Source organism: Brevibacterium sp. ACRRH (assembly GCF_022346365.1).
In the GTDB taxonomy this organism is placed as follows: domain Bacteria; phylum Actinomycetota; class Actinomycetes; order Actinomycetales; family Brevibacteriaceae; genus Brevibacterium; species Brevibacterium paucivorans.
This window is the reverse complement of record NZ_JAKRMN010000003.1, coordinates 102700-128975: the sequence shown is the minus strand read 5'-3', so window position 1 is coordinate 128975 and position 26276 is coordinate 102700. Positions and strand designations below refer to the sequence as shown.

Genomic DNA, 26276 nt, shown 5'->3' with positions numbered 1-26276 from the left:
TATCGGGTGGGTTTCTCAGCCGCACAAGGCTTAGGGGTGTGGCGCAATTGGTAGCGCAACGGTCTCCAAAACCGTAGGTTGCAGGTTCGAGTCCTGTCACCCCTGCTCAGGAAAGCAAATCGACTACATCAGTGAGGACGCGTGGCAGAATCAGGCAAAGGCTCCGAAGCCGTAGACCACAAGCGTCGCGGTTTCTTCGGTACGATCGCTCGTTTTTTTGCGGAAGTCATGTCGGAGCTGAAGAAGGTTGTCACTCCAACCCGCAAAGAACTGATCAACATGTTTGGTGTAGTTCTGGGCTTCGTCATTGTGATGATCGTGATCGTCTTGACAGTTGACTTCGTCTTCGGAAAGCTTATTGGCTTCGCGTTCGCACGTACGCCTATCTGGCCACTGTGGTAAGCGACTGCGACTGCCACACCACCCTAAGTAACTCATAAAAGGAGACACGTTGTCGGAGAACATCTCGGAAGCTGACGAGACCGCACAGTCCGCGGAAGCGACGGAAGTTGCCGAGACCGCGCAGGATGTCGAAGCTCAGGCACCTGCGGACAGCGTCACGGAAACCACCACTGACGAGACCAACGCTGATGACACCTCGGACGCCCGCGAGGAATTCCTGCGCGAACTTCGCATGAAGGAAGGCGACTGGTACGTCATCCACTCCTACGCGGGATACGAAAACCGCGTAAAGGTGAACCTGGAGAACCGTACCGTCAGCCTGGACATGGAAGACTACATCTTCGAAGTCCAGGTCCCCATGGAAGAAGTCGTTGAGGTCAAGAACGCTCAGCGCAAGACCGTGCGTCGCGTGCGTATCCCCGGATACGTGCTGGTGCGCATGGAGCTCACGGATGCTTCATGGGGTGTTGTTCGCAACACGCCAGGAGTTACCGGATTCGTGGGCAACGCGTACGACCCGATCCCGCTGACCATGGACGAAGTCGTTTCCATGCTTGCGCCGGTCATTGAAGAACACGAGGCTGAGCGTGCGGCTGAGGAAGGCGAAGCTCAGAAGGTTGCTGAGGCTGCCAGCGGTTCCGAGATCGTTGTCGAGTTTGAGGTTGGCGAAACGGTCATGGTTAAGGAAGGGTCCTTCGAAGGACACCCTGCAACCATTCAGGAGATTCGCCCCGAACAGCAGAAGCTCACGGTACTGCTTTCGATCTTCGAGCGCGATGTCCCAGTTGAGTTGGGATTCGGGCAGGTCTCAAAGATCTAACCAGAGTTTGCGCTGTGTATAAGCGCCGAGGTCGTGCAACTGTGAGTTGCACGACTTCAGTTTCCATTCCCGCGTGATACGTGGAATAATGTTGGAGTTTGATTGTGAGGACTATCGGATTCTCGCAATCGCACCTTCACGTCAGAAGGCGTGAAGACAGTCAAGATTAAGGACCACAATGCCTCCCAAGAAGAAGGTAACCGGTCTGATCAAGCTGCAGATCCAGGCAGGTGCTGCTAACCCAGCTCCTCCAGTTGGTCCAGCTTTGGGTCAGCACGGTGTGAACATCATGGAGTTCTGCAAGGCGTACAACGCTGCGACAGAAAACATGCGTGGAAACATCGTTCCGGTTGAAATTACTGTTTACGAAGACCGTTCGTTCACGTTCATTACCAAGACTCCTCCTGCAGCTCAGCTCATTAAGAAGGCTGCTGGTCTGAAGTCAGGTTCGGCAACTCCTCACACGGTTAAGGTGGGTCACCTCACTAAGGACCAGGTGCGTGAAATCGCTGAAACCAAGATGCCTGACCTCAACGCGAACGACATTGAAGCAGCATCGAAGATTGTTGCTGGTACTGCACGTTCCATGGGTATCACCACGGACGTAGAAGTCTAAGAAGTTTATTTGGTGGTAGGGCCAGCGCGGCCCAGACCACAACTGCAAGGAGATAGCAGATGGCAAAGCGCTCAAAGGCCTACTTGGCCGCAGCCGAAAAGATTCAGGCTGAAACATACTACGAGCCAGCGCAGGCAGTTGCGTTGGCAAAGGAAACCTCGGTTGCAAAGTTCGACGCAACCGTCGAAGTTGCTCTGCGCTTGGGTGTTGACCCACGTAAGGCAGACCAGATGGTGCGAGGCACCGTCAACCTCCCGAACGGAACTGGTAAGACTGCTAAGGTCCTGGTATTCGCTGCTGGTGACCGTGCGGAAGCTGCCCGTGAAGCAGGTGCTGACTACGTTGGCTCCGATGACCTGCTTGAAAAGGTAGCCGGTGGTTGGACTGACTTCGACGCTGCTGTTGCAACCCCCGACATGATGGGTAAGGTTGGTCGTCTGGGTAAGGTTCTGGGTCCACGTGGCCTCATGCCTAACCCTAAGACCGGTACCGTGACCATGGACGTTGCTAAGGCAGTGTCCGACATTAAGGGCGGTAAGATCGAGTTCCGCGTGGACAAGCACGCGAACTTGCACTTCATCATTGGAAAGGTGTCCTTCACCGAAGAGCAGTTGCAGCAGAACTTCAAGGCTGCAATGGACGAGGTTCTTCGTTTGAAGCCTTCGTCTTCGAAGGGTCGTTACATCACCAAGGCAACCGTGACCACAACCAACGGTCCTGGTGTTCCGATCGACACTGGTGAACTGCGCGCATAAGACGCTTTTCGCATGTGCCCCGAACCTGTTTTGGTTCGGGGCACTTTTGTGTGTGGGTCCAACCCCGCCACCGCATCACCAACTGACGTTCATGAAACGTTAAGGTGCTCAACGAATCAGGTTCACGGTGCAGTGAGAAATTAGGGGTGATTCCGCATACCTTCATGACACTGGAGACCCACCATGCACCGCTCTTCACGTCTCAGCGCAGCAGTTCTCGCTACTGCACTCGTCGGCACATTGACCCCCGCCGTGACAGCGTTCGGAACGCCCACCTCGGCCCACGCTGCGGTCGCCGCCGACCGCGGCACCGCCGACGTCCGCGTCTTCCAAGACAGCAACCACGACAACTCATTTAACGAGGGTGAACCCGACCTCTACCACGACTTTCTCAACAAGCCACTAACCGTTAAAAACAAAGCCACGGGCAAGTGGTACATCATCAAGACAAGCATCCTTAAGGATGTGGGGCTTCCAGCGGGCGAGTACACCTTGTACTTGCCGGAATACAGCGAATATGGAAACTACGTCTTTATCGATGCGACGACGGGGAAGCGTCTCGCGCGCACCAAGCTGGCGAATAATGTTCCCGCGATCCAAATCGGATCGCGTGGCCAGGAAATTACCGGCAACGGAGCAACTGCTGGTTACGGTGTTCACAGCTACGTCGACATCAAGGTGGAACCGGGGAAGCCACTGAACCTCGCATACGCGGCGTCCTCGATTAGTGCAAACGTTTCGGCCGTTGAAACGAAAGACGGCGCCGAGGTCGCAGCCCCTGACGCTGTTACCGTCGCCTACAAAGATGGAAGCTCGTCTGTTAAATCTGCAAACGTAGATAGCCGTTACTGGGCTGGTGCCGGTGACCAGGACTGGGACAAGCACCACTTCTTCGACGGCAAAGTAACCGCACGTATTTCGCCTAAGATCAACTACACGGTCGACAAAGTCGAAGCGCGTTTTCACCAATTTCAGGAAGCACCACGCAGAATCGACAAGCTCAGCGATCCGCTGAACGTCACCGCCGACCCAGCTAACCACACCTACACCGTCAACTCGTCTGACGCCGGGGAAGCATGGGGAGACTTCGAATACAAGGCGTTCCTCAAGCCGGTTGAAGTTGGTAAAGCAACGGTTCGCCTGTTCGGTGACGAAAACGTAGACAACAAGTACTCAGGGCCTGAAGAGAAGGTCAGCAGTAGCTACATCAACCTCGAAGACGAAAACGGTCGCTGGTTCAAGGTAACCCCGGAAGCACTGAAAGAACAGGGTCTCCCTGCTGGTAAGTACACCGCGTACGTTCGCAACGCGAGTGTCGCTGACGGATTCGGTGTGGTCGTCGACAGTAAGACCGGAAACCGCATGGAAACCGTGCGCCTGGACGAGTCACACGCTGCGACCTTCGTTGACGAAAGCACAGGCGAAACTCTGCCAACAGTGACCGACAAAGGACGCTTCGTCAAGACTTCCTTCACCGTGGCACCTGACGAAGACACCGTTGTCGACATGGCCGCGACCCGCATTGATGCAAGCGCCAAAGTGACGGTTGACGGTGAAGCGCTCGACTCCAAGGTGTACTTCAAGGATGGGGGCGCTCGCCTGGAAAGCTTCGTTTCGAAGACCTCCACCACAACCGAGCACCTCGCCTCTGACGACGCGGACAAAAAGACACGTCACTTCTTCTCCGACGAATGGGTGACTGTTGGTGTGGAAAACATCGACGGACACAAGGTGAAGAGCGTGACCGTGGGCGGAATTGCCGGTGGTAAGACCGTTGAAGCAGAAAAGGTTTCTGACACCGAATACCGCGTCAAGCGTTCCGTACTTGGTGATGACTTTGGTCGTTTGAAGTTCGACGTGCAGCTTGAAAAGGTTGTTCCCACGGGCAAGGTGAACTTCCGCCTGTACGGTGATGAGAACCTCAACAACTCGTTCGAAGAGGACACTGACAAGCTCGAAAGCCGTTACGTCAACCTAGTTGATGAGCAGGGCAACTGGTACAAGGTGATGCCAGAGGCCTTGGCGCAGCAGGGCTTGCCTGCCGGTAAGTACACCGTGTACATGCGTGACGCATCCGTTGCTGACGGTTTTGGTGTAGTTGTTGATTCGGACGGTAAGCGTCTGCCATTCGCCGAGCTGAAAGGCAAGAAGGACGCTACCTACATCGACGCGGAGACCGGTGAAAAGGCTGAGACAACCACCGATGAAGGAACATTCGTAAAGACCGAAATCGAAGTCAAGGAAAACGAAACGGTTGAAGCTAACTTCGCCTCAACTCGCATTGACGCGACAGCAAAGGTGACTGCTGACGGCGAAGCCGTTGACTCGAAGGTGTACTTCAAGGACGGTGACCAGCGCCTGGAGACCTACAAGTCTGACTCAGTTGGTTACGTTGCCTCCGATGACGCTGGTGCTAAGACACGCCACTTCTTCTCTGAAGAATGGGTCACTGTTGGAGTTGAAGAGATTGACGGTTACACAGTCAAGGGTGTGACTGTACGCGGCTTTGGCGGCGGTAAGACCGTGGAAGCAGAAAAGGTTTCTGACACCGAATACCGGATCAAGCGTTCCGAAATGGGCGATGACTTCGGACGCTTTGAGTTCGACGTGCAGCTCGAAAAGGTTGCTGAAGAACCGACTCCTGAGCCAACGCCAGAGCCGACGGAAGAACCAACCGAGGAGCCAACGGAAGAGCCGACGGAGGAACCAACCGAGGAGCCAACGGAAGAGCCGACGGAGGAACCAACCGAGGAGCCTACCGACGAGCCTACGCCGGAGCCAACGGAGGAGCCGACAGACGCGCCTACCGATGAACCGACTGAGGAGCCTACGCCGGAGCCAACTGACGCTCCGACCGAGGAACCTACGCCTGAACCGACTGAAGAGCCCACCGACGAGCCTTCGGAAGAGCCTACGCCTGAACCGACCGAGGAACCGACGGAAGAACCAACCCAGGAACCGACTCCTGAGCCAACGCCAGAACCAACTGAGGAACCGACGGACGCACCTACCGATGAACCGACTGTTTCGCCTGAGCAGAACGGAAAGGTTAACTTCCGCCTGTTCCGCGATGAGAACTTGGACAACAAGTACTCGGGTGACGCGGAAGAGGTCCACGACGGTTACGTCAACCTGGTTGATGAGCAGGGCAACTGGTACAAGGTGACGCCGGACTCCTTGGCGAAGCAGGGGTTGCCTGCAGGTAAGTACACCGTGTACATGCGCGATGGCGGACTAGAACAGGGTAACGGTATTGCAGTAGACGCCGAAGGCAACCGACTGCAGTTCACCAAGCTGGAAGACCAAAAGGACGCTACCTACATCGACGCTGACACCGGTGAGAAGAGCAAGACAACAACTGACACCGGTACGTTCGTTGTCGCTGACATCACTGTGAAAGCAAATGAAACCACTGAGGCCAACTTCGCTACGACACAGATTGACGCCTCGGCCAAGGTGAACAAAGACGAAGTAGAAAGCGTGTACTTCAAAGACGGTGACCAGCGCCTCGACGCCTACGAATCCGAGTCTGGCGGTTTCGTGGCATCCGACGATGCGGAAGCTAAGAAACGTCACTTCTTCTCTGGCGACAAGGTCACACTTGGCGTCAACGTGAAGGAAGGCCGAAAGGTCACGAAGGTTGAAGTTAAACCCGCTGCGACCGACGGCGGTGAAACCATCGTGCTCTTCGACGAAGCATCCGGTGGAGCGAATGCTGGCGTAGAAGCAGTCGCGCCTGGTGCAGCGCTGAGCATGGGTGTGGCCACTCAGGTGCGGTTGGCTGCTGTAAACGCAGGCATCGCGCCAGTATCGAGTGTGGCAGCAGCAAACGCTGGCGCTCAAGAGTTCAGTGTTGACCGTTCAAAGATGGGCGACGACTTTGGTCGCTTCGAGTTTGTGGTGACTACAGCGCCTGTAGACGACCCAACACCAGAACCGACCGAGGACCCAACCGACGCTCCTTCGGAACAGCCAACTGAAGAACCTTCAGAGCAGCCAACCGAGGAGCCTTCGGAAGACCCAACTGATGCTCCAAGCGAGCAGCCATCAGATGAGCCTTCCGAGGAACCGACCGAAGAACCATCGGAAGAGCCGACTGACGCTCCGTCAGAAGAACCTAGCGAAGAGCCGACCGACGCTCCGTCAGAAGCACCAAGCGAGGAGCCTTCGGAAGACCCAACTGATGCTCCAAGCGAGCAGCCATCAGATGAGCCTTCTGAAGAACCGACCGAAGAACCATCGGAAGAGCCGACTGACGCTCCGTCAGAAGAACCTAGCGAAGAGCCAACTGACGCTCCTTCGGAGCAGCCAACCGAGGACCCAACTGATGCTCCGTCAGAAGCCCCTTCGGAGGAGCCAACCGAGGAACCAACCGAAGCTCCTTCTGAAGCTCCAAGCCAGGAGCCATCGGAAGAGCCAGGTGAGGACCCATCAGAAGAGCCAACCGAAGCTCCTTCAGAAGGTGGTAATGACGAAACACCTGGCGATGACGGTGAGCCCGGCGAAGGTGACAACGGCGACGGTGACAGTGGTGACACTGAAGCTGGCGACCAGGACAACACCGGCTCCGGCGACGAGGGTAACGACAACAAGGGCAGTGACACCTCCAAGGACAACAGTCCGTTGCCACGCACGGGTGTCAACGTCGGCGTGAGCCTCGCAGTGGGCGTTGCGCTGGTGGCCTTGGGTGCGGGACTGGTGTTCCGTCGCCGCAAGAACTAATCGCACCACCTAGTCGAAACACCTAACAACAACCAGCACCCCTAAGAACGCAGTGCGGGCGGGAATCTCCCCGCCCGCACTGCGCTTTCCACACAAACTTTGCAACGCACCCCCGCGTCCACACACGGAGCCCCACGCAAAACCCGGCCTCACAGAATCCTGGCTGCCCCCTCGGGCAATCCAGGCGTAGCCAGCGTGAGGTCGCGTGAAAACGGGAGTGCGACCACCTCGGCGTCCTCCAACCCAGCCTGCGCAATAACTCCGGCCTGCCGCGTCACATACTCCCGATCCACCGGCCGCCCATGGCCCGGCGCAAACACGGTAAGCTGCGAATCCTCCAACAACCGCTCCAGGTTCTGCGCCCACCGAAACGGGGTCGCGTCATCACCCAACGCCGGGGGAGCGCCCTCCTCCACAAGGTCACCCACCAGCGCCACGTGCCCGGCAAGCAGCACAAGGTCGCCTTCCGTGTGGCCTGGAAGAACCCGGGCGGTTACGTCCAGGTCCGCAAAACCAACGCCGAGGTCGTTAAAAGTGACGCTGTCAGTCACCTCGGTCATGGGGACAAGAAGCTCAGAAGGGTCCGCGGGTAGGTCAGGCTCAAGGCTGCTGGGCACTTCGTGAAACTGCACCCACGCGCTGGCCTGCATGTCCCGGATGCATTGCGGTGAGGCGAAAAACTCGGTGACGCCCGCGCGGGCAAAGGTTGCATTGCCAAAGAAATGATCCCAATGGTCGTGCGTGTTCACCACACTGACCGGCACATCCACGAAGAGGGCGCGTCCAGACTGGGTGAGGGACGCCTCGGCAAAGGTCGTCAGAATCCTCGACGCCTGCCGCGGACCGGACCCCGTGTCCACAATCACAGCCCGGTCATCGCCCAGAATCAGGTACGAATTGAGCGCCACAGGGTCTGATGTGAAACTGAAAATACGCGTCATAACGGCAAAAACACCACCCGAATCACCACCGAAAGCTGCGCACCTGCGCGAGAGCGCACCGGCCAAACAATACGCCATCCGATTTGGACTTACCCGGAACTCTACGTTAGACTCATCTGGTGCCCAAGACCGTTGGTCTCAGCGTAAACGTCTAACACCTGTTAGAACGCACACGCTGACGAAGACTCGGAATGAGTGACCCGCGCAGGTGATACTGAACTTCATGAAGTCCCGTTAGGGATGTATTTGTGAGCGTTCCGTGCCTGCTGCGCGGAACGCTTTTTTCGTGTTCGCGCACCAACATGTACGAAAGGAATACCATGGCGAGGCCAGACAAGGCAGCTGCGGTACAGGAGATCAAACAGCTGTTTGAAAACTCCTCGGCCGCTGTGCTGACCGAGTACCGCGGTCTCACCGTTGCGCAGATGAAAGAACTGCGCGTTGCACTCGGTGGGAACGCCTCCTACGCCGTGGTAAAGAATACGCTGACCGCCATTGCAGCTAAAGAAGCTGGACTGGATGCGTTCAACGCAGACAACCTCAAGGGTCCATCTGCGATCGCTTTCATCTCCGGTGATGTTGCTGACGCTGCAAAGGCTCTGCGTGACTTTGCCAAGGCGAATCCTCAGCTGGTCATCAAGGGCGGACACCTCGAAGGTGCTGCACTTTCAGCTGAAGAAGTTACGAAGCTGGCTGACCTCGAATCCCGCGAAGTTCTGCTTGCCAAGGCTGCTGGAGCGCTCAAGGGAAGCCTGTACAAGGCTGCCTACGCGTTCACCGCACCTCTGGTCAAGACGGTACGTACCGTCGATGCACTGCGTGCAAAGCAGGAAGAATCCGGATCCGAAGCAGCGTAAGTTTCACCCCCATAAACCACGGTTGAACCCAACCACTCACGGAAGGACGTAGCCACCATGGCTAAGCTCACCCCTGAAGAGCTCATTGAAGCGTTCAAAGAGCTCACCCTGATTGAACTGAACGACTTCGTTAAGAAGTTTGAAGAAGAATTCGAAGTTGAAGCTGCTGCTCCAGTTGCTGCTGTTGCTGCTGCTCCTGGCGCTGGTGGCGGAGACGCTGGCGGAGCCGAAGAAAAGGACGAATTCGACGTTATCCTCGAATCCGGTGGAGACAAGAAGGTTCCTGTTATTAAGGAAGTTCGTGGACTCACCAGCCTTGGTCTGAAGGAAGCTAAGGAGCTCGTTGACGGTGCTCCTAAGCCTGTTCTGGAAGGCGTTAACAAGGAAACCGCTGAAGCTGCTAAGGAAAAGCTCGAAGCAGCTGGCGCTACCGTATCGCTTAAGTAATTTGGTAGCCCGGGCGCGGGGTCTAGTGATTCCGCGCCCGAGGTCGTTCCAGATTGCCAACTGGCCGTCACCCTGTGTGGGTGGCGGCCAGTTTTGTGTGGGGCGGTAGCTGATATGGCGCGAAGCGAGCAAAACGGCGCAATATAATGCGTAGTTTCGCTCGCTTTGCGCCGTTTCGTTTGGCTCCTGCATTGCGAATCATGACGAACTGCAGACATGCGCATACGCATATGTGATGTGGTGGACTCACTGCCTTATGAAAGGAATCACCATGTCATCAATCCGCGTGTCTCACGCAGGTTCTTTACCTCGCACGGAACAGCTCATCGCGGCCAACGCAGCTCGCTTCGACGACAACTTCAACAACGATGAGTTCCAGCGTTTGCTTCAGGACTCCGTTGTGGATCTAGTCGCTAAGCAAAAGGAACTGGGCATCACCGATGTCAACGACGGCGAATACGGTCACGCAATGGCCGCTGCTAAGGACTACGGGGCATGGTGGCACTACTCCTTTGAACGCACCGGGGGATTGGAATTGCGCGACGTGGACTTCTTCAGCGCTGAACCGGTTCGTTCAGAACCCGGCAACGTGCAGCTCACCAGTTTCCCCGACCGCCGCGACCGTAACCTGTTCCCAGGGGTGTACACAGATGGAACAGCGGGTGCTGACACTGGAACACAGCCTCAGTTCCCTACTGCAACGGGACCCGTGACCTACATCGGGCAGGACAAGGTTCAGCGTGACATTGAGAACCTGCGCGTGGCCTGCGAGAAGGCAGGCGTTGACCCGTCGACCGCATACATCAACTCCTTAGGGCCCAGCTCAGCGGCTCGTATCACCAACGAGTACTACGACACCGATGAAGAGTTCATCTGGGCCATGGCCGATGTCTTCCGTGAGGAATACCTCGCAATCACAGAGGCCGGTTTCATCGTGCAGATTGACGACCCGTCAATCGCGGAAAACTTCGACCAGATTAACCCCGAACCGTCATACGAGGACTACCGTGCCTTCACGCGTCCACGCATTGAAGCGCTCAACCACGCTCTGCGCGGTATTGACCCGCAGCGTGTCCGCTTCCACACGTGTTGGGGATCCTGGCACGGCCCTCACGTCACCGACTTGCCGTTTGCAGAAATCGTCGATGACGTGCTTGGCATCAACGCCGCCGGAATCACCTTCGAAGCTGCGAACGTGCGCCACGAACACGAATGGCGGATCTGGGAAGACACCAAACTTCCTGAAGGCAAGTACCTGATTCCCGGAATCGTGTCCCACTCAACCAACGTGGTGGAGCACCCGGAACTGGTAGCCGACCGCATCGAACGCTTCGCCCGTCTTGTTGGCCCGGAAAACGTTGTCGCTTCAACAGACTGCGGATTGGGTGGCCGCATCCACCCTGAAATCGCGTGGGCCAAGCTCGAAACCCTGGCGCAGGGAGCCGAAATTGCATCCAAGCGACTGAGCTAACCAGAGGGGTGGCGAGGTTCACCGAGGTGCAACCTGGGTGACACTCCGCGTTTGGAATTGCGGGGGATGATGTGGCCGTTGTTCGGCGCGAGCGATTCACTCAATCGCTCGCGCACTCGGTCCACACTGTCTGAACTGGAGAGTTATGAAGTCTCTTTTCCGCAATGCACGGTCTGTTGTCCGGGGCACCGCCCTTGCATCAGCTTTGGCCGTCTCCACACTGATGTTCACCGCGTGCGATGTTTCCGACGCCGGTAACGGTGGAGACAAGGCTGAGGGCAGCGGTGAAATCAACCTCTACACCTCAGAACCTGAAGCAAAAATCAACGAAGTCATTGACGCGTTCAACAAAGAAAACCCTGACATCCAGGTCAAGGTCTTCCGCGCTGGAACCGGTGAACTGAAGACACGTATCGCCTCAGAGAAGAAGTCGGGAAAGATCGGCGCTGACGTGCTCCTTGCCGCTGATGTTCCTACCTTTGAAGGGTTTAAGAGCGAAGACGAGCTGATCAAACTCGACAACGTCGAAACAGACGGTATCGAAAAAGAGCAGGTCGACGCGGACGGGTACTACGTGGGAACTCGCATCATCCCCACCGTGATCGCATACAACAAGGACAAGGTAAAGGAAGCTCCAAAGTCCTGGGCAGAACTCACCGACCCTAAGTTCAAAGAACAGATCGCAATGCCCAACCCGGATGTTTCCGGCGCGGCAGCGTTCAACACCGCACTGTGGCTTGACCAGCCAGAACTGGGTGAAGACTGGCTCAAGAAGCTCGGCGAAAACAAGCCCAAGGTTTTGGAATCTAACGGTCCGGTCGCACAGGCTGTAGCTGATGGTTCGTCACCTCTTGGAGTTGTCGTGGACTACCCAGTTCGCGACCTCGCCGACAAGGGTTCACCCGTTGCCGTGAGCTACCCCTCGGACGGCGTGCCTTATGTGAACCAGCCTGCCGGTGTGTTCAAAGACTCGGAGAACCCGGATGCGGCGCAAGCGTTCGTGAGCTTCCTGGTGTCCAAAGAAGGGCAGGAGTTGGCAGTTAAGCAGAACTACGTGCCGATTCGCTCTGACGCCGGCGCACCTGAAGGCGCACCTGCTCTTACCGACATCAACTTGATCCAGCCTGATTACGCCAAGGTGAAGGAACAGCAGGACGGCGCAGTAGAGAAGTTCAAGGAGATCATGGGGTGAGTTTGACTCACCACCGTCCCGACCCCCGCGGCACCACCTCCACGCAGAGTTCAAAGCGCGGTAAGGTCTCGCGGGAGTCGGGGCTTCGTGTCCCAGGGCTACGACTCGCAGTTTGGGTCGCTGTCCTGGTGACGATCGCTCTTCCACTCACAGCGGTGGTGTCAACGGGCCTGAGCTCTTCCGGGCTGGAAGTGTTCCGCAACCCCGACCTGTTGACGGCAGTTGGTAACTCGCTGGTGAGCTCCGGGTGCGCAGCACTGGGCGCAACTGTGGTGGCGCTCGTGCTCACAATTGCACTGGACAGGTTCAAAGTTCCGGGCGCTAGCGTCTTGCGTTGGCTGTTCCTGTTGCCGTTCCTGATCCCACCGTTCATCAGCGCGATGTCGTGGATCGCCCTGTTTTCACCGTCGGGTCCGCTCCGCTCGCTCTTAGGAACAGTACTCCCGACCAACATTTACGGCGCCGGGGGAGTGATCCTGCTACTGACCATCACGTCGTGGCCCATGGCGTATTTGCTCATCAGCTCCGCCATGGCGCGTATCCCCAGCCAGCTCGAAGAGGCCGCACGCGTGTCCGGCGCATCAACTGCCCGCATCTACACCACGGTCACGCTCCCGCTGCTACGACCCGCACTCATGGCGTCGCTGGTCTTGACGTTCGCCAGTAACCTGTCGGACTTCGGAATCCCCGCGCTTTTAGGGCTTCCCGCCAACCACACCACCCTCACCACGCTGGTGTACCGCTTCATCGCGTCGCACTCAGTGCTTAACCCTCTCCCGGCCGCCTCGGCAGTCGGAACGATTCTTCTCGCACTCGCATGCCTGGCAGTCTTCATTCAGCGCTCCACAGGAACGACCTCGGCGGCGGCATCCACACGAGCCACCCAACCGGCCGCGCGCACCCCACTTCTCTGGGCACTCACCGTGGTCCTCTGGGCGGGAGCTATCATCGCGACCGTGCTACCCCTCCTCGCGCTCATCCGCCAAGCGATCCTGCCAGCCCCAGGGGTACCACTGCGGCCAGACACCGTGACCTTCGCGAACTTCACGCACGCACTTTCCAACCCATCCGTGCTGTCCGGTGTGGGGAACTCAGTGCTCTTGGCCTTAGGTGCCGGTCTCGCATGCACTGTGCTGGGGTGGGTGATCGCACTGCTCTTGACCCGCACCCGCAGCTTCGACAATGTGGGACTCGACATCTTCGCGCTCCTCCCACAGGCACTCCCGGGTCTGGTCGTAGCGGTGGCGTGGCTCTTGGTTTCACCGCTACTGGGAATTTTCAACACGCTGTGGGCAATACTCGCCGCGTACGTCATGGCGTTCAGCGCGATCGTTGTCCAAATGGTTCGACCCACCTCCGCGGCCTTGAGCCGGTCCTTCGAAGAAGCCGCGCAAACCGCAGGTGCCAGCCCCACCCGAGCCCTTTTAACCACCTCGGGCCGATTCACCCTCCCCATTGCCGTCACCGGGGGAGTGGTAGTCGCCCTCACTGCCGTTCGCGAACTCACCATCTCGATCCTGCTGGTAGCCCCCGGCACCCGCACGTTGGGCGTGGTCATCTTTAACCTGCAACAGGCGGGCGACTACTCAGCGGCCAGTGCGCTCGCGGTCTTGGTGTGCCTGGCCGGCATCCTGGGGTTGGGCCTCGTCACCGCCCACAACCGAAAGGCCAAACCATGACAGCCCTTGAACTCAACGACATCAACGTGCGCTACCCCGGAGGTGGCGGCTTGTTCGACATCTCGCTCACGGCGCAGACCGGTGAGTTCATCTGTCTGGTGGGCCCATCTGGGTCGGGTAAGACTACGCTGTTGCGCACCATCGCGGGGTTCTTGCGTCCCGTGTCGGGTGGCATGCGGATCAATGGCGCCGAGGTCGTTTCCGACTCCGCGTTCGTGGGCCCCGAGAAGCGCGGGCTGGGTATGGTGTTCCAGGACCACGCGGTGTGGCCGCACATGTCGGTGGGGCAGAACGTCGCCTACCCGTTGCGGGTGAGTGGGCTTAAGGGCGCCGAGGTGCGCGACCGTGTCGCTCAGACTCTCACCCAGGTGGGGCTGGCCGGGATGGCGGACAGGAAGCCAGACTCGCTGTCTGGTGGGCAACGGCAGCGTGTGGCAATTGCCCGGGCAATCATTGCGAAACCGAACGTGGTGTTGTTCGACGAGGCGCTTTCGTCTCTGGACGAGCCGTTGCGTGCGGATCTGCGGGCACAGCTTAAGGCGCTTACCGAGGAGCTTTCGCTGACCGCCGTGTATGTAACGCACGACCGCTCTGAAGCCCTTGCACTGGCCGACAGGATCGCAGTGCTCAAGTCCGGGCGAATCATACAGTACAGCGACCCTCAACAGGTGTTGAACGCTCCTCAGGATCCGTTTGTTGCGCAGTTCATGTCCGATGCCGGCCTGTTTCCTGTCACGCTTGCAGGCGGAGACGGCGAGAGCGAGCGTGATGGCGATGGCGGTGGGTCCGTTGCTCTTGAAAACGGGTCACGGGTCACCGGTTTCACCCGCATGCATGCCGAGGTGGACCCCATCCTCGCTGTTGGCGACGGCGATGCGCGTGTGTGTTCTTCCGGGGAGGGGCATGTGGACGGAACGGTTGAGTCTGTTCTGTTCGACCGCGCGGGCTGGCTAGTGCAAGTGAGCGTGGGGGATCAGGCGCTGACCGTTTTGACTGCGGGTGATCGTCCGCGCGTGGGCGATACGGTTGGCGTTAGGTTCACGGGCGGGACGCTGTTTTCGCGCGAAAACCCGCGCTGATCTGGCCCTTCGAACCTTCACGAGTTTGGCGGACGGAACCTGTCGCTTGAGTTCCACTCCTGGGGAGCGGGCCGTCCGTTATCAGCCTGATGTTGCGGAGCCTGCGGTGGAGCGTTGAATGGCTCCCGCGCCTGTGGGTGCTGCGGCGGCTGTTGCTGTTGCCTCTGCACCTGCGGAGGTTGTGGCGCCTGCGGCGGCTGCGGAACCTCCCGCCGAGGTGGCCACGGCGGTTGTGGCACATCCCGCCGAAGTGCCTGCGGTGGTTGCGAATGTTGCCGATCCTCCGGGGCACCGAACGGCTGACCCTGTTGGTCCGTACGCGCATCATCCACGGGCTTCCGATTGCCACGCAGCAACATCCACACAACGACCCCAATGATGATGAGAGCAAGAACAACGAGTACCAGCCACACCACATCACGCAACAGCCACACTGCTGAAAGCGCCAAGGTTCCAACGGAACACCACACCAAAACTGGCCGGTTGGTCAGCGCCCCCATGATGAGGAACAGCACCAGCCATGACAAGAACACCGCCGTGTAGAAGCCACCCGCAATAAACGCCACCAACAGGCCAATGAACGTCATGATCCCGAACGTGAGATACAACCTCACCTGCGTACCAACGCGACGGGAGGCAAGCCAGGGGAAACCACCTCGGCCGCCGTAGACCCACGCCCAGACCAGCGCGGTGAGAGCCAGGATGTGCAACGGAACATAGAAATTCCAGCGCACCAGACCACTAAACGAAACCGCCAGCCCCAACGCACCCACATAACTGGCGATCTCAAAGAACACCGCACGGTGACGACTCACCCGCACAGCAGTCATGACTGTGGCGGCGATCGCCAACAAAATAAGTCCCACGACAACCCGGGCAAACGACGGAATCGGCACCGCGGAATTATTGATGAAGACTGCAGGTAACAACGCGCCCAGCAAGATCAGCGTCGCGGCAATCAAGCTTGCAAGAGCTTTCCGTTTAACCAGCACCTGCACCCAGTGAACCGCGTACAAGATGGCCCACGCAATAATGTTGGCCAGTACAAAGTGGTTGACTCCCTCCAGGAACGGGGACGTCACAGATCGTGCAAACGTGGGGACAGTGGCCATAGCGGCCAAAATGAACCACTGAACCCGCATCACGTGAGTCACGTACACAATCACTGCGGTCGCCAAGACGCTCGCTATTGTGAAGAAGTACCACTCTTCGAACTTAGGCACTACAGCCCCAACCGCGTGTACGCACACCGCGGCCGCATACAAAATGACAAACACTGGAGCCGGAGACGGCTTAAACTGTGCGACCGGACCATTCTGAGCACGTTTTGCGTGCTCAGAATTCGCAACCTCAACCCGCCGCTGATGCTCGGGCCGCGTCATGCGACGTGCCACATCAAATCCGACAAGCAACGCCACCAGATCAATCGCGGTCGCAGACACAAACAAGGTCGCATAAGGAAAATTTGGGGCAAGCGCGATCGTCGAAACATTGATCGCGCCCAAACCAGTCACAATCAGACTCGCAATTGCTGCATATTGCGCTCGCTGGTAACGTCCACGCGCATAACGACGCGCATAAACAATCATGAGGCCCGCCGCTAATAGCGCGAAAAAGGTAAGCGAAAGAGGACGCGAGAAGATCCATCGCCATGAGTCGCGACTACCCGCAATGACCGCGTCAACACCGAACGAAAAAGCAAACAGCAACGGAACTGTTGACAGTGTGAAGAGGCCCGAACGCACGAGGAAAGCCAGCCCCACTAAAACCAAAACCAGCACAAACAGGACGACCAAGTGCCACACCTGCATCCCATAGAACAGGGCAAGAAATGCCGGGGCGAACGCGCTCGCAGGGAAGATCGCCGTGTAAAACGGTGAGGAAATGCGCAAACGGCGGCGGTTGCGACCTCGGGGACTTACAATCCACCCGGTGAACAGCGCGTCAGCCACGACAAAAACGCCCACTGCAATGACGTAGCAAATGACGACGGTGGACTTATCGCCGCCAATGAAATGAGCAACAACGCACGCGAGTGACACGGCGAACATCACGGCTGAGCCGTATCCCAAAGCGCGCTGTAGGGGAGTGTCTGTCGTAACTCCAAACAGTATGTGCATCGCCGCGAGCAAAGCAAAGATGATCCCGGCAGGGATATAGAGTCTGCCGTCAGTGCCCTCGATCCGGAACCCCGTGACCGCTGTGCCCACCAGGAAACACGCGGTCGTCACGATGTGCGCTGTTAAGCGGAAAGCGGTGTTAGCTCGACGAATAAGCGCTTCCACCACATGCCACAGCCCCACGACAAGGAACGCAAGGCCGGTGGCGAATCTGATCGCATCGTCTGTATTGCTGATCAGTTTTGCGATGGCGTTTGCCGTCAGGGCAATCGTAAGCGCTCCAGTCACGCGGGCAACAATGGCTTGCCATCCCCAACGGTTCAGGCTGGCAGAAAGGACATAGAACACGGTCAAAAGACCAAACAGGATTGCCCACTGGTACGTGGCGGGGAACGGCTGCACGAACAAGCACGCGACAGCAGACGCCGGTGCCAGAATCTCACCTAAGAGCATGTGCGGGCGCACGAACCTCTTGGGTAGCCGGTTGCGTGCCAAAGCCCCGACAAGCGCGAAAACTGTGGCCGTCGCCATGAGCCCGTAGAAGAACGCCACAGGTGGCAGTGCCGCGAAATTCACGATGGACAACACCAATGAACCCACGAACAGCAGGCCGAACCACATGATGGTTTCGGACTTCAGCAAGATCGCTGCCAGCACATACGCGATCACGCCCACCAGCGACGCCGCGAACCACGCAACTGAACCTGGAATCGAGTCACTGGCTCCTAACAGCCCGGCCGCAATGGGAAGAAGCGCGATTCCAAGGGCCACCAACGCAAAACCAACAGGCTTGAGCCGGGCAGACAGGGCGTGAATAACAAGACCCGCTACGTAAGACAGAGCCGCGACAACCCCAATTGCCACCGCTCGCACGATCGGTGACCCCGTCACACTTGCGAACGTGATCGCCGCCGCGATGAGGAATAAACAAGCAACACCCAGAAGAATGTTAGGCATCCACGCGGTAGAGGATTGCTGTTTCTGAACCGACTGGTGGGGGAGATGTGGTTGCTGCTGGCCTGGCTGGCCGGGCTGACCGGGCTGGCCCGCCTGTGGAGGGCCGTCAGTGAAGCCTGGGTAGCCGGAATAACCGGACTTCTGTTGGTGTTGCGGGGCCCGTTGGTGTTGTGGGGCTGACGGTTGCGGCGCCTGCGGGTGCTGCGGCGCCTGTGCATGATGGGGGACAGGTTTCTGTCGCCGAGGTCGTGCCTGGCTACCCGTTCGTGTTCGGAGTGACGCGGTCATAGCGTTCAGGACGATGCCGGTCACAAGCACGGTAAATACGCTGATCCACGAAAAAAATAGAAGCCAACCTTGTGTCACGACAGTCACTCCCCTCTCAGCAAGAAACATAGCACCGGGGTTGTGCGGAAAATGAGTTATCCACAGGGGGAGTGAGGCTTCGTTGCAGATTTGTCTCAAAGTGTGCGACTTTCCACAATCGAGCGCCGCATCAACGGCCCCGCGCGGTTCACCAGCGTGAACACCGTGTGTGAAAAAGCGTGAACCTCGAGACGAAAGCAAAAAGAAAGAACTCTACCACAACGCTCTTGCGTGGTTTGGTATTCGTGGTTAAACTGGTGGTTTGCGTTGCGGTGACTTCATTTTGCCTTCATATAGCGGTGGGCGTGAACTGCAGCGCTCGGAGATACAACCACTGTGGAAGGATCCCATTGGCCGTCGCCAACGAAAACACAAGGACCGCTAACCCGCCCAAGCGCGTTTCCTTCGCGAAGATTCACGAACCACTCGAAGTGCCAAATCTGCTTGGTCTGCAGATCGACAGCTTCGACTGGCTGGTCGGAAACGAACGCTGGCAAGACCGTGTTGCTGAAGCGATTGAGAACGGAGACGACTCAGTTGCCACCACCTCGGGTCTTGAAGACATTTTTGAAGAAATCTCGCCGGTAGAAGACTTCTCCGGAGCGATGTCGCTGTCGTTTAGCGACCACCGCTTCGAGCCACCAAAATACTCAATCGACGAGTGTAAAGAACGCGACATGACGTACTCGGCGCCACTCTTCGTGATCGCCGAATTCATGAACAACAACACGGGTGAAATCAAGTCCCAGACCGTGTTCATGGGTGACTTCCCACTCATGACCGACAAGGGAACGTTCATCATCAACGGAACCGAACGTGTTGTCGTTTCCCAGCTGGTGCGCTCGCCAGGTGCGTACTTCGAGTCCGTGCCGGACAAGACCTCGGACCGCGACATCTACACCGCAAAGATCATCCCGTCTCGCGGTGCTTGGCTGGAGTTCGAAGTCGACAAGCGCGACCAGGTTGGTGTCCGTCTGGACCGTAAGCGTAAGCAGTCGGTCACGGTTCTTCTGAAGGCGCTGGGCTGGACCGATTCACAGATCCTTGAAGAGTTTGGCGAGTTCGACTCCATTAAAGACACTCTGGCCAAGGACACGGTCAGCACCCGCGAAGAAGCACTCCTGGACATCTACAAGAAACTGCGTCCAGCTGAACCTGCAACCGTCGACGCGGCTGAAACTCTTCTGCGCAACCTCTACTTCAACCCCAAGCGTTACGATCTGGCCAAGGTGGGTCGCTACAAGATCAACCGCAAGCTGGGCGTCGACGAGGCTCTGACCGAATCAGTTCTGACCGTTGACGACATCGTGGCAACCATCCGCTACATCGTCAGCCTGCACGCTGGCAAGGAAACCATGCCAGGTGTTCGCGGTGGCGAAAAGACCGACATCCGCGTAGCACTCGACGACATCGACCACTTTGGTAACCGCCGTATCCGCGCGGTTGGTGAACTGATCGAAAACCAGGTGCGCACCGGTCTGTCGCGTATGGAACGTGTGGTCCGCGAACGCATGACCACGCAGGACGTCGAAGCGATTACGCCTCAGACGCTGATCAACATCCGTCCTGTTGTTGCTGCGATCAAGGAGTTCTTCGGAACCAGCCAGCTGTCGCAGTTCATGGACCAGAACAACCCACTTGCAGGTCTGACTCACAAACGTCGTCTGTCTGCTCTGGGTCCTGGTGGTCTTTCACGTGACCGCGCAGGTATGGACGTGCGTGACGTTCACCCGTCGCACTACGGCCGTATGTGCCCCATTGAAACCCCGGAAGGCCCCAACATTGGTCTGATCGGTTCGCTTGCGTCCTACGCACGCATCAACCCGTTCGGTTTCATTGAGACCCCGTACCGCAAGGTGGAAAACGGTGTCGTCACCGACAAGACGCAGTACCTGACTGCCGACGACGAACTCGAATACAACATCGCGCAGGCTAACGCTCCGCTGACCGATGACCAGAAGTTTGAAGAAGAATTCGTCCTTGCCCGCCCAATGGGTGGTGGCGGTGAAGCGGACCTGATTCCCGCTGACGAAATCCACTTCATGGACGTTTCTGCACGTCAGATGGTGTCGGTTGCAACCGCGCTGATTCCGTTCCTGGAGCACGACGACGCTAACCGCGCGCTCATGGGTGCGAACATGCAGCGCCAGGCTGTTCCGCTGGTTCGCGCGCAGGCACCGTACGTTGGTACGGGTATGGAGTACCGTGCGGCAGTTGACGCTGGTGACGTCATCGTGGCTGAAAAGGCCGGTGTGGTGACCGAGGTGTCCGCCGATTTTGTGACCGTCATGAACGACGACGGAACCACCACCACGTACAAGGCTGAGAAGTTCCGCCGCTCCAACCACGGAACCTCCTACAACCAGCGCATCATTGTTGACCAGGGTGACCGTGTTGAGGTTGGCGCTGTTCTTGCTGACGGACCGTCCACCGAAAACGGTGAAATGGCTCTGGGTAAGAACCTCCTGGTGGCGTTCATGTCCTGGGAAGGTTACAACTTCGAGGACGCGATCATTCTGTCCCAGCGCATGGTGCAGGACGACGTTCTTTCGTCGATCCACATTGAAGAGCACGAAATCGACGCTCGTGACACCAAGCTGGGTGCCGAAGAGATCACTCGCGACATTCCGAACATTTCCCCTGACGCGCTGGCTGAGCTCGACGAACGAGGCATCATCCGTATCGGTGCTGAAGTCACCGACGGCGACATCTTGGTCGGTAAGGTCACGCCTAAGGGTGAAACCGAACTCACGCCAGAAGAACGCCTCTTGCGTGCGATCTTCGGTGAGAAGTCCCGTGAAGTCCGTGACACCTCGCTGAAGGTGCCACACGGTGAAACCGGTACCGTCATTGGCGTCAAGGTCTTTGACCGCGAAGACGACGACGAACTGTCGCCGGGTGTTAACCAGCTGGTTCGCGTGTACGTCGCTCAGCGCCGCAAGATCACCATTGGTGACAAGATGGCTGGACGTCACGGAAACAAGGGTGTTATCTCCCAGATCCTTCCGGTTGAAGACATGCCGTTCATGGAAGACGGAACCCCTGTCGACGTCATCCTGAACCCGCACGGTGTTCCTCGTCGTATGAACATCGGTCAGGTTTTCGAAATCCACTTGGGGTGGATCGCAAACCAGGGATGGCGCATCGAAGGTAACCCCGAATGGGCCAAGGAGCTGGCCGACGGTAAGTTCGAACTCGAGGCGGAACCGGGCACGAACGTGGCAACGCCAGTGTTCGACGGTGCGCACCAGCACGAACTTCGTGGTCTGCTCGACTCGACCCTGCCCAACCGTGACGGTGAACGACTGATCGACTCCACCGGTAAGGCACGACTGTTCGACGGCCGTTCCGGTGAACCGTTCCCGTTCCCGATCTCGGTCGGTTACATGTACATGCTTAAGCTGCACCACCTGGTCGACGACAAGATCCACGCGCGTTCGACCGGACCGTACTCCATGATTACCCAGCAGCCACTGGGTGGTAAGGCACAGTTCGGTGGTCAGCGCTTCGGTGAAATGGAAGTGTGGGCACTGGAAGCTTACGGTGCCGCTTACACACTCCAGGAACTGCTCACCATCAAGTCCGACGATATTCCTGGCCGTGTCAAGGTCTACGAAGCAATCGTTAAGGGCGACAACCTTCCTGACCCTGGAATTCCGGAGTCCTTCAAGGTTCTTATCAAGGAAATGCAGTCCCTGTGCCTCGACGTGGAAGTGCTGTCCTCAGACGGCCAGTCAGTTGAGATGCGAGACGACGACGAGGTGTACCGCGCAGCTGAAGAGCTGGGCATCAACCTCTCGCGTAACGAAGCAAACACCGTCGAAGAAGTCTGATCTACCTGAAATTTTGGCCTAACGGCAAGAAAGAGGATTCACGTGCCTGACGTCAATTTCTTTGATGAGCTGCGCATTGGCCTGGCGACCGCGGACGACATCCGTCGCTGGTCACACGGCGAAGTCAAAAAACCTGAAACTATCAACTACCGCACCCTGAAGCCGGAAAAGGACGGTCTTTTCTGCGAAAAGATCTTCGGTCCTACCCGTGACTGGGAGTGCTACTGCGGAAAGTACAAGCGCGTTCGCTTCAAAGGCATCATCTGTGAACGCTGTGGTGTTGAAGTAACCCGCGCCAAAGTACGCCGCGAACGCATGGGACACATCGAGCTCGCCGCTCCAGTGACCCACATCTGGTACTTCAAGGGTGTTCCATCACGCTTGGGCTACCTGCTCGACCTGGCCCCGAAAGACCTCGAAAAGGTCATCTACTTCGCGGCCTACATGATCACGTCTGTGGACGAAGACTCGCGTCACCGCGACCTTCCTACTCTGCAGAACCAGATCGACGTCGAAAAGAAGCAGATCAGCGACCGTTTGGCTGCTGACCTGGACCGTCGCGCCAAGAAGCTCGAAGAAGACCTCAAGGTCCTCGAGGACGAAGGCAAGACGGCTGCCACCAAGAAGAAGGTCGAAAACCAGGCCAACAAGGAAATGGCCAACCTGCGCAAGCACGCAGACCGCGAACTCGACCGGATCGAAAAGGTATGGGACCGCTTCAAGAACCTGAAGGTCTCAGACCTCGAAGGTGACGAGGCGCTCTACCGCGACATGGTTGCACGTTTCGGCATCTACTTCACCGGTGCAATGGGTGCTGAAGCTATTCAGCAGCGTCTGCGCGAGTTCGACCTCGAAGGTGAAGCAGAAGCACTGCGCGAACTGATTAAGACCGGTAAGGGACAGCGCAAGACCCGTGCCCTGAAGCGTCTGAAGGTTGTCAACGCGTTCATGACCACCGACAACTCTCCAGAAGGAATGGTGCTCGACGCCGTTCCTGTCATTCCGCCGGAACTGCGCCCCATGGTGCAGCTCGACGGTGGTCGCTTTGCCACCTCGGACCTCAACGACCTCTACCGCCGCGTGATCAACCGCAACAACCGTCTCAAGCGGTTGCTCGACCTCGGCGCGCCCGAAATCATTGTCAACAACGAAAAGCGCATGCTGCAGGAAGCAGTCGACTCGCTGTTCGACAACGGGCGTCGTGGACGCCCAGTCACCGGCCCCGGTAACCGTCCGCTGAAGTCGCTGTCCGACATGCTCAAGGGTAAGCAGGGACGTTTCCGTCAGAACCTGCTTGGTAAGCGTGTGGACTACTCGGGTCGTTCCGTGATCGTTGTAGGTCCTACGCTGAAGCTGCACGAGTGTGGTCTGCCAAAGGCCATGGCTCTTGAACTGTTCAAGCCGTTCGTGATGAAGCGGTTGGTCGACCTCAACCACGCGCAGAACATCAAGTCAGCAAAGCGCATGGTGGAACGCCAGCATCCTCAGGTGTGGGACGTTCTCGAAGAAGTCATTACCGAACACCCAGTTCTGCTGAACCGTGCACCTACTCTGCACCGCTTGGGTATCCAGGCGTTTGAACCTCTGCTGGTTGAAGGTAAAGCTATTCAGATTCACCCACTCGTATGTTCCGCGTTCAACGCTGACTTCGACGGTGACCAGATGGCCGTTCACCTTCCGCTTTCGGCTGAAGCTCAGGCAGAAGCTCGCATTCTGATGTTGTCAGCGAACAACATTCTGAAGCCTTCCGACGGTAAGCCTGTGACCATGCCTTCGCAGGACATGATCATTGGTATTTACCACCTGACCTCGCAGGTTGATGGTGCTGTTGGTGAAGGACGCGAGTTCTCGTCACTGTCTGAAGCCATCATGGCGTTCGACCGTGGAGAGCTGGACCTGCGTGCTAAAGCGCGTATCCGGGTCGACAACCTGGTGCCGGCCAAGGACATGGAACTGCCTGAAGACTGGACCGAAGGTCAGCCACTGACCATCGAAACTACGTTGGGACGCGCACTCTTCAACGACACGCTTCCGGACAACTACCGTTACGTCAACACCACGGTCAACAAGAAGCTCTTGTCGAAGATTGTTAACCGTCTGGCTGACTACTACCCCAAGGTGGAAGTTGCAGCGACCCTTGACAACTTCAAGGCAACCGGTTTCTACTGGGCAACTCGTTCTGGTCTGACCGTGGCGATGAGTGACATCGTGTCACCAGACGCTAAGGAAGGCCTGCTGGACGAAGCTGAAGAGCAGTCGAGCACGGTTGAAGACCAGTACGCTATTGGTGCGCTCACCGACGACGAACGTCGTTCTGAACTGGTGAAGATCTGGTCGGACACCACCGACCGAGTCGCTAAGATCATGCAGGACAACTTCGACTCCGACAACTCGGTGTACCGCCTTGTTGAGTCGGGTGCTTCCGGTAACTGGACCCAGGTGCGTCAGTTGGCCGGTATGCGTGGTCTGGTGACTAACCCTAAGGGTGAAATTATTCCTCGCCCCATTAAGTCGAACTACCGTGAAGGTCTGTCTGTACTTGAGTACTTCATCGCCTCGCACGGTGCTCGTAAGGGTCTGGCCGACACCGCTCTGCGTACCGCAGACTCCGGTTACCTGACACGTCGTCTGGTCGACGTTTCGCAGGACGTTATTGTCCGCACCGAAACCACCGACTCGAAGAAGGGCATTACGCTCCCGGTTTCGCAGGAAGCTGCTGACGGAACGCTCGAACCACACGAGTTCGTGGAAACTTCGGTTCTGGGCCGTCTCACGGTTGCCGACGTTGTTGACGCTGACGGTAACGTGGTCGTTCCAGCTAAGACCGACATTTCCACCGACGTGATCGACCTTCTCGTTGAAGCGGGAATCCGTGAGGTCAAGGTTCACTCGGTTCTCACCGCTGACTCCGACGTGCAGATCTCTGCTCAGCACTACGGCCGTTCGATGGCTACCGGCCAGCTGGTAGACATTGGTGAAGCCATTGGTACCGTTGCTGCTCAGTCGATTGGTGAACCAGGAACCCAGCTGACCATGCGTACCTTCCACACCGGTGGTGTTGCTGCCGGCGGTGGCGGTGACATTACGCAGGGTCTGCCACGTGTGACCGAGCTCTTTGAAGCACGTACACCTAAGGGATTCGCACCAATCGCCGAAGCAACCGGTCGCGTGAAGATCGACGACTCCCGTAAGACGCGCTACGTGATCGTGGTGCCTGACGACGGATCGGACGAAATCGAGCACGCTGTTGGTCGCCGTGCACAGCTCCTTGTTGAAGAAGGCCAGCACGTGAAGGCCGGCGAGAAGCTGCAGATGGGTGCGGTTGACCCCAAGCAGGTTCTGCGTATCCGTGGTCGTCGTGAAGCTGAACGCTTCTTGGTTGACGAAGTACAGAAGGTGTACCGCTCGCAGGGTGTGGGCATCCACGACAAGCACATCGAAGTTATTGTGCGTCAGATGTTGCGCCGCGTCACGGTAATCGAATCTGGTGACACCAACCTGTTGCCAGGTGAGCTGGTCGACCGCAGCCGTTACCAGGAAGAGAACAAGCGCGTCGTCGCTGAAGGCGGTCAGCCCGCATCAGCACGTGACGAACTCATGGGTATCACCAAGGCGTCGCTTGCAACCGAATCCTGGCTGTCAGCCGCATCCTTCCAGGAGACCACGCGTGTTCTCACGGAAGCTGCGCTTGAAGGCAAGTCCGACCCACTTCTGGGTCTGAAGGAGAACGTCATCCTCGGTAAGCTCATCCCAGCTGGTACCGGTATGCACAAGTTCCGCGACATGATCGTGGAGCCAACGGAAGAAGCCAAGCAGGAAATGTTTGCCAACTCCTATGGTGACTTCTACCCAGCTCTGGGAGGCGACACGTCAACGATTCCGCTTGAGGACTACGACTTCGACTCGTTCGGAGGCTAGTCCCGGCCGGCTCTAGCCACTGACGGCGGCTAGAGCCCGGCATAGAGCGCAAGAACTGAGCGCCCCTGACCATCACGGTCAGGGGCGCTCAGCGTTTGTCT

General features: G+C 57.7%; 16 protein-coding genes and 1 tRNA gene. 15 read left to right on the top strand and 2 right to left on the bottom strand.

What is annotated here, in order from left to right; all coding sequences use genetic code 11:
• Positions 1-32: 32 nt before the first annotated feature.
• The 6 genes from MHX53_RS04195 (at position 33) to MHX53_RS04170 (ending at position 7315) form a co-directional block, all read left to right on the top strand.
• Positions 33-105: transfer RNA gene (locus tag MHX53_RS04195), tRNA-Trp, on the top strand.
• A gap of 36 nt (positions 106-141) precedes the next feature.
• Positions 142-402 (top strand): preprotein translocase subunit SecE, encoded by a 261-nt coding sequence (gene secE / locus MHX53_RS04190; RefSeq protein WP_102238534.1) that lies wholly within the window; start codon positions 142-144, stop codon positions 400-402.
• 49 nt (positions 403-451) lie between these two features.
• Positions 452-1222: a transcription termination/antitermination protein NusG gene (gene nusG, locus MHX53_RS04185; protein ID WP_102238535.1), complete on the top strand. Its 771-nt coding sequence runs from the start codon at positions 452-454 to the stop codon at positions 1220-1222.
• A 178-nt stretch (positions 1223-1400) separates the two neighbouring features.
• Positions 1401-1838, top strand: coding sequence for a 50S ribosomal protein L11 (gene rplK, locus MHX53_RS04180; RefSeq protein WP_005885886.1), 438 nt, complete (start codon positions 1401-1403; stop codon positions 1836-1838).
• A gap of 59 nt (positions 1839-1897) precedes the next feature.
• Positions 1898-2593 (top strand): 50S ribosomal protein L1, encoded by a 696-nt coding sequence (rplA, locus tag MHX53_RS04175; protein WP_102238536.1) that lies wholly within the window; start codon positions 1898-1900, stop codon positions 2591-2593.
• 183 nt (positions 2594-2776) lie between these two features.
• Positions 2777-7315 carry a PT domain-containing protein gene (locus tag MHX53_RS04170; protein ID WP_102238537.1) on the top strand — a complete coding sequence of 1513 codons (4539 nt, stop codon included), beginning with the start codon at positions 2777-2779 and terminating at the stop codon, positions 7313-7315.
• A 149-nt stretch (positions 7316-7464) separates the two neighbouring features.
• On the opposite strand, the gene MHX53_RS04165 is transcribed toward MHX53_RS04170, so the two are convergent.
• Positions 7465-8256 carry an MBL fold metallo-hydrolase gene (locus MHX53_RS04165; RefSeq protein ID WP_239271369.1) on the bottom strand — a complete coding sequence of 264 codons (792 nt, stop codon included), beginning with the start codon at positions 8254-8256 and terminating at the stop codon, positions 7465-7467.
• Positions 8257-8576: 320 nt separating this feature from the next.
• Here MHX53_RS04165 and rplJ point away from each other — a divergent pair, with 320 nt between their 5' ends.
• From rplJ to MHX53_RS04135, 6 genes are all read left to right on the top strand, one after another.
• Positions 8577-9113, top strand: coding sequence for a 50S ribosomal protein L10 (rplJ, locus tag MHX53_RS04160; protein ID WP_102238539.1), 537 nt, complete (start codon positions 8577-8579; stop codon positions 9111-9113).
• 57 nt (positions 9114-9170) lie between these two features.
• Positions 9171-9560, top strand: coding sequence for a 50S ribosomal protein L7/L12 (gene rplL / locus MHX53_RS04155; protein ID WP_102238540.1), 390 nt, complete (start codon positions 9171-9173; stop codon positions 9558-9560).
• A 271-nt stretch (positions 9561-9831) separates the two neighbouring features.
• Positions 9832-11031 carry a cobalamin-independent methionine synthase II family protein gene (locus tag MHX53_RS04150; protein ID WP_180965319.1) on the top strand — a complete coding sequence of 400 codons (1200 nt, stop codon included), beginning with the start codon at positions 9832-9834 and terminating at the stop codon, positions 11029-11031.
• A gap of 145 nt (positions 11032-11176) precedes the next feature.
• Positions 11177-12223: an ABC transporter substrate-binding protein gene (locus MHX53_RS04145; RefSeq protein ID WP_239271368.1), complete on the top strand. Its 1047-nt coding sequence runs from the start codon at positions 11177-11179 to the stop codon at positions 12221-12223.
• Positions 12220-13902: an iron ABC transporter permease gene (locus MHX53_RS04140; RefSeq protein ID WP_239271367.1), complete on the top strand. Its 1683-nt coding sequence runs from the start codon at positions 12220-12222 to the stop codon at positions 13900-13902. The genes MHX53_RS04145 and MHX53_RS04140 overlap by 4 nt, the downstream gene beginning before the upstream one ends.
• A complete protein-coding gene (locus tag MHX53_RS04135) occupies positions 13899-14981 on the top strand; it encodes an ABC transporter ATP-binding protein (RefSeq protein WP_102238542.1) in 1083 nt (360 codons plus the stop codon). The genes MHX53_RS04140 and MHX53_RS04135 overlap by 4 nt, the downstream gene beginning before the upstream one ends.
• A 17-nt stretch (positions 14982-14998) precedes the next feature.
• On the opposite strand, the gene MHX53_RS04130 is transcribed toward MHX53_RS04135, so the two are convergent.
• Positions 14999-18058 carry a hypothetical protein gene (locus tag MHX53_RS04130; protein WP_239271366.1) on the bottom strand — a complete coding sequence of 1020 codons (3060 nt, stop codon included), beginning with the start codon at positions 18056-18058 and terminating at the stop codon, positions 14999-15001.
• Between the two features lie 15 nt (positions 18059-18073).
• Here MHX53_RS04130 and MHX53_RS04125 point away from each other — a divergent pair, with 15 nt between their 5' ends.
• The 3 genes from MHX53_RS04125 to MHX53_RS04115 all read left to right on the top strand — a co-directional run bounded on the left by MHX53_RS04125 (position 18074) and on the right by MHX53_RS04115 (position 26175).
• Complete coding sequence (locus MHX53_RS04125) at positions 18074-18238, top strand: hypothetical protein (protein ID WP_239271365.1); 165 nt, start codon at positions 18074-18076, stop codon at positions 18236-18238.
• 536 nt (positions 18239-18774) lie between these two features.
• Complete coding sequence (rpoB, locus tag MHX53_RS04120; protein ID WP_102238548.1) at positions 18775-22257, top strand: DNA-directed RNA polymerase subunit beta; 3483 nt, start codon at positions 18775-18777, stop codon at positions 22255-22257.
• A 42-nt stretch (positions 22258-22299) separates the two neighbouring features.
• On the top strand, positions 22300-26175 hold the full coding sequence (locus MHX53_RS04115) for a DNA-directed RNA polymerase subunit beta' (RefSeq protein ID WP_102238549.1): 3876 nt from the start codon (positions 22300-22302) through the stop codon (positions 26173-26175).
• Positions 26176-26276: the final 101 nt, after the last annotated feature.

Excerpts from the sequence above, each read along its gene's own strand:
- rplK (WP_005885886.1), top strand. The coding sequence starts at position 1,401 with ATGCCTCCCAAGAAGAAGGTAACCGGTCTGATCAAGCTGCAGATCCAG.
- rplA (WP_102238536.1), top strand. The coding sequence starts at position 1,898 with ATGGCAAAGCGCTCAAAGGCCTACTTGGCCGCAGCCGAAAAGATTCAG.
- MHX53_RS04170 (WP_102238537.1), top strand. The coding sequence starts at position 2,777 with ATGCACCGCTCTTCACGTCTCAGCGCAGCAGTTCTCGCTACTGCACTC.
- MHX53_RS04165 (WP_239271369.1), bottom strand. The coding sequence starts at position 8,256 with ATGACGCGTATTTTCAGTTTCACATCAGACCCTGTGGCGCTCAATTCG.
- rplJ (WP_102238539.1), top strand. The coding sequence starts at position 8,577 with ATGGCGAGGCCAGACAAGGCAGCTGCGGTACAGGAGATCAAACAGCTG.
- rplL (WP_102238540.1), top strand. The coding sequence starts at position 9,171 with ATGGCTAAGCTCACCCCTGAAGAGCTCATTGAAGCGTTCAAAGAGCTC.
- MHX53_RS04150 (WP_180965319.1), top strand. The coding sequence starts at position 9,832 with ATGTCATCAATCCGCGTGTCTCACGCAGGTTCTTTACCTCGCACGGAA.
- MHX53_RS04145 (WP_239271368.1), top strand. The coding sequence starts at position 11,177 with ATGAAGTCTCTTTTCCGCAATGCACGGTCTGTTGTCCGGGGCACCGCC.
- MHX53_RS04135 (WP_102238542.1), top strand. The coding sequence starts at position 13,899 with ATGACAGCCCTTGAACTCAACGACATCAACGTGCGCTACCCCGGAGGT.
- MHX53_RS04130 (WP_239271366.1), bottom strand. The coding sequence starts at position 18,058 with ATGCCTAACATTCTTCTGGGTGTTGCTTGTTTATTCCTCATCGCGGCG.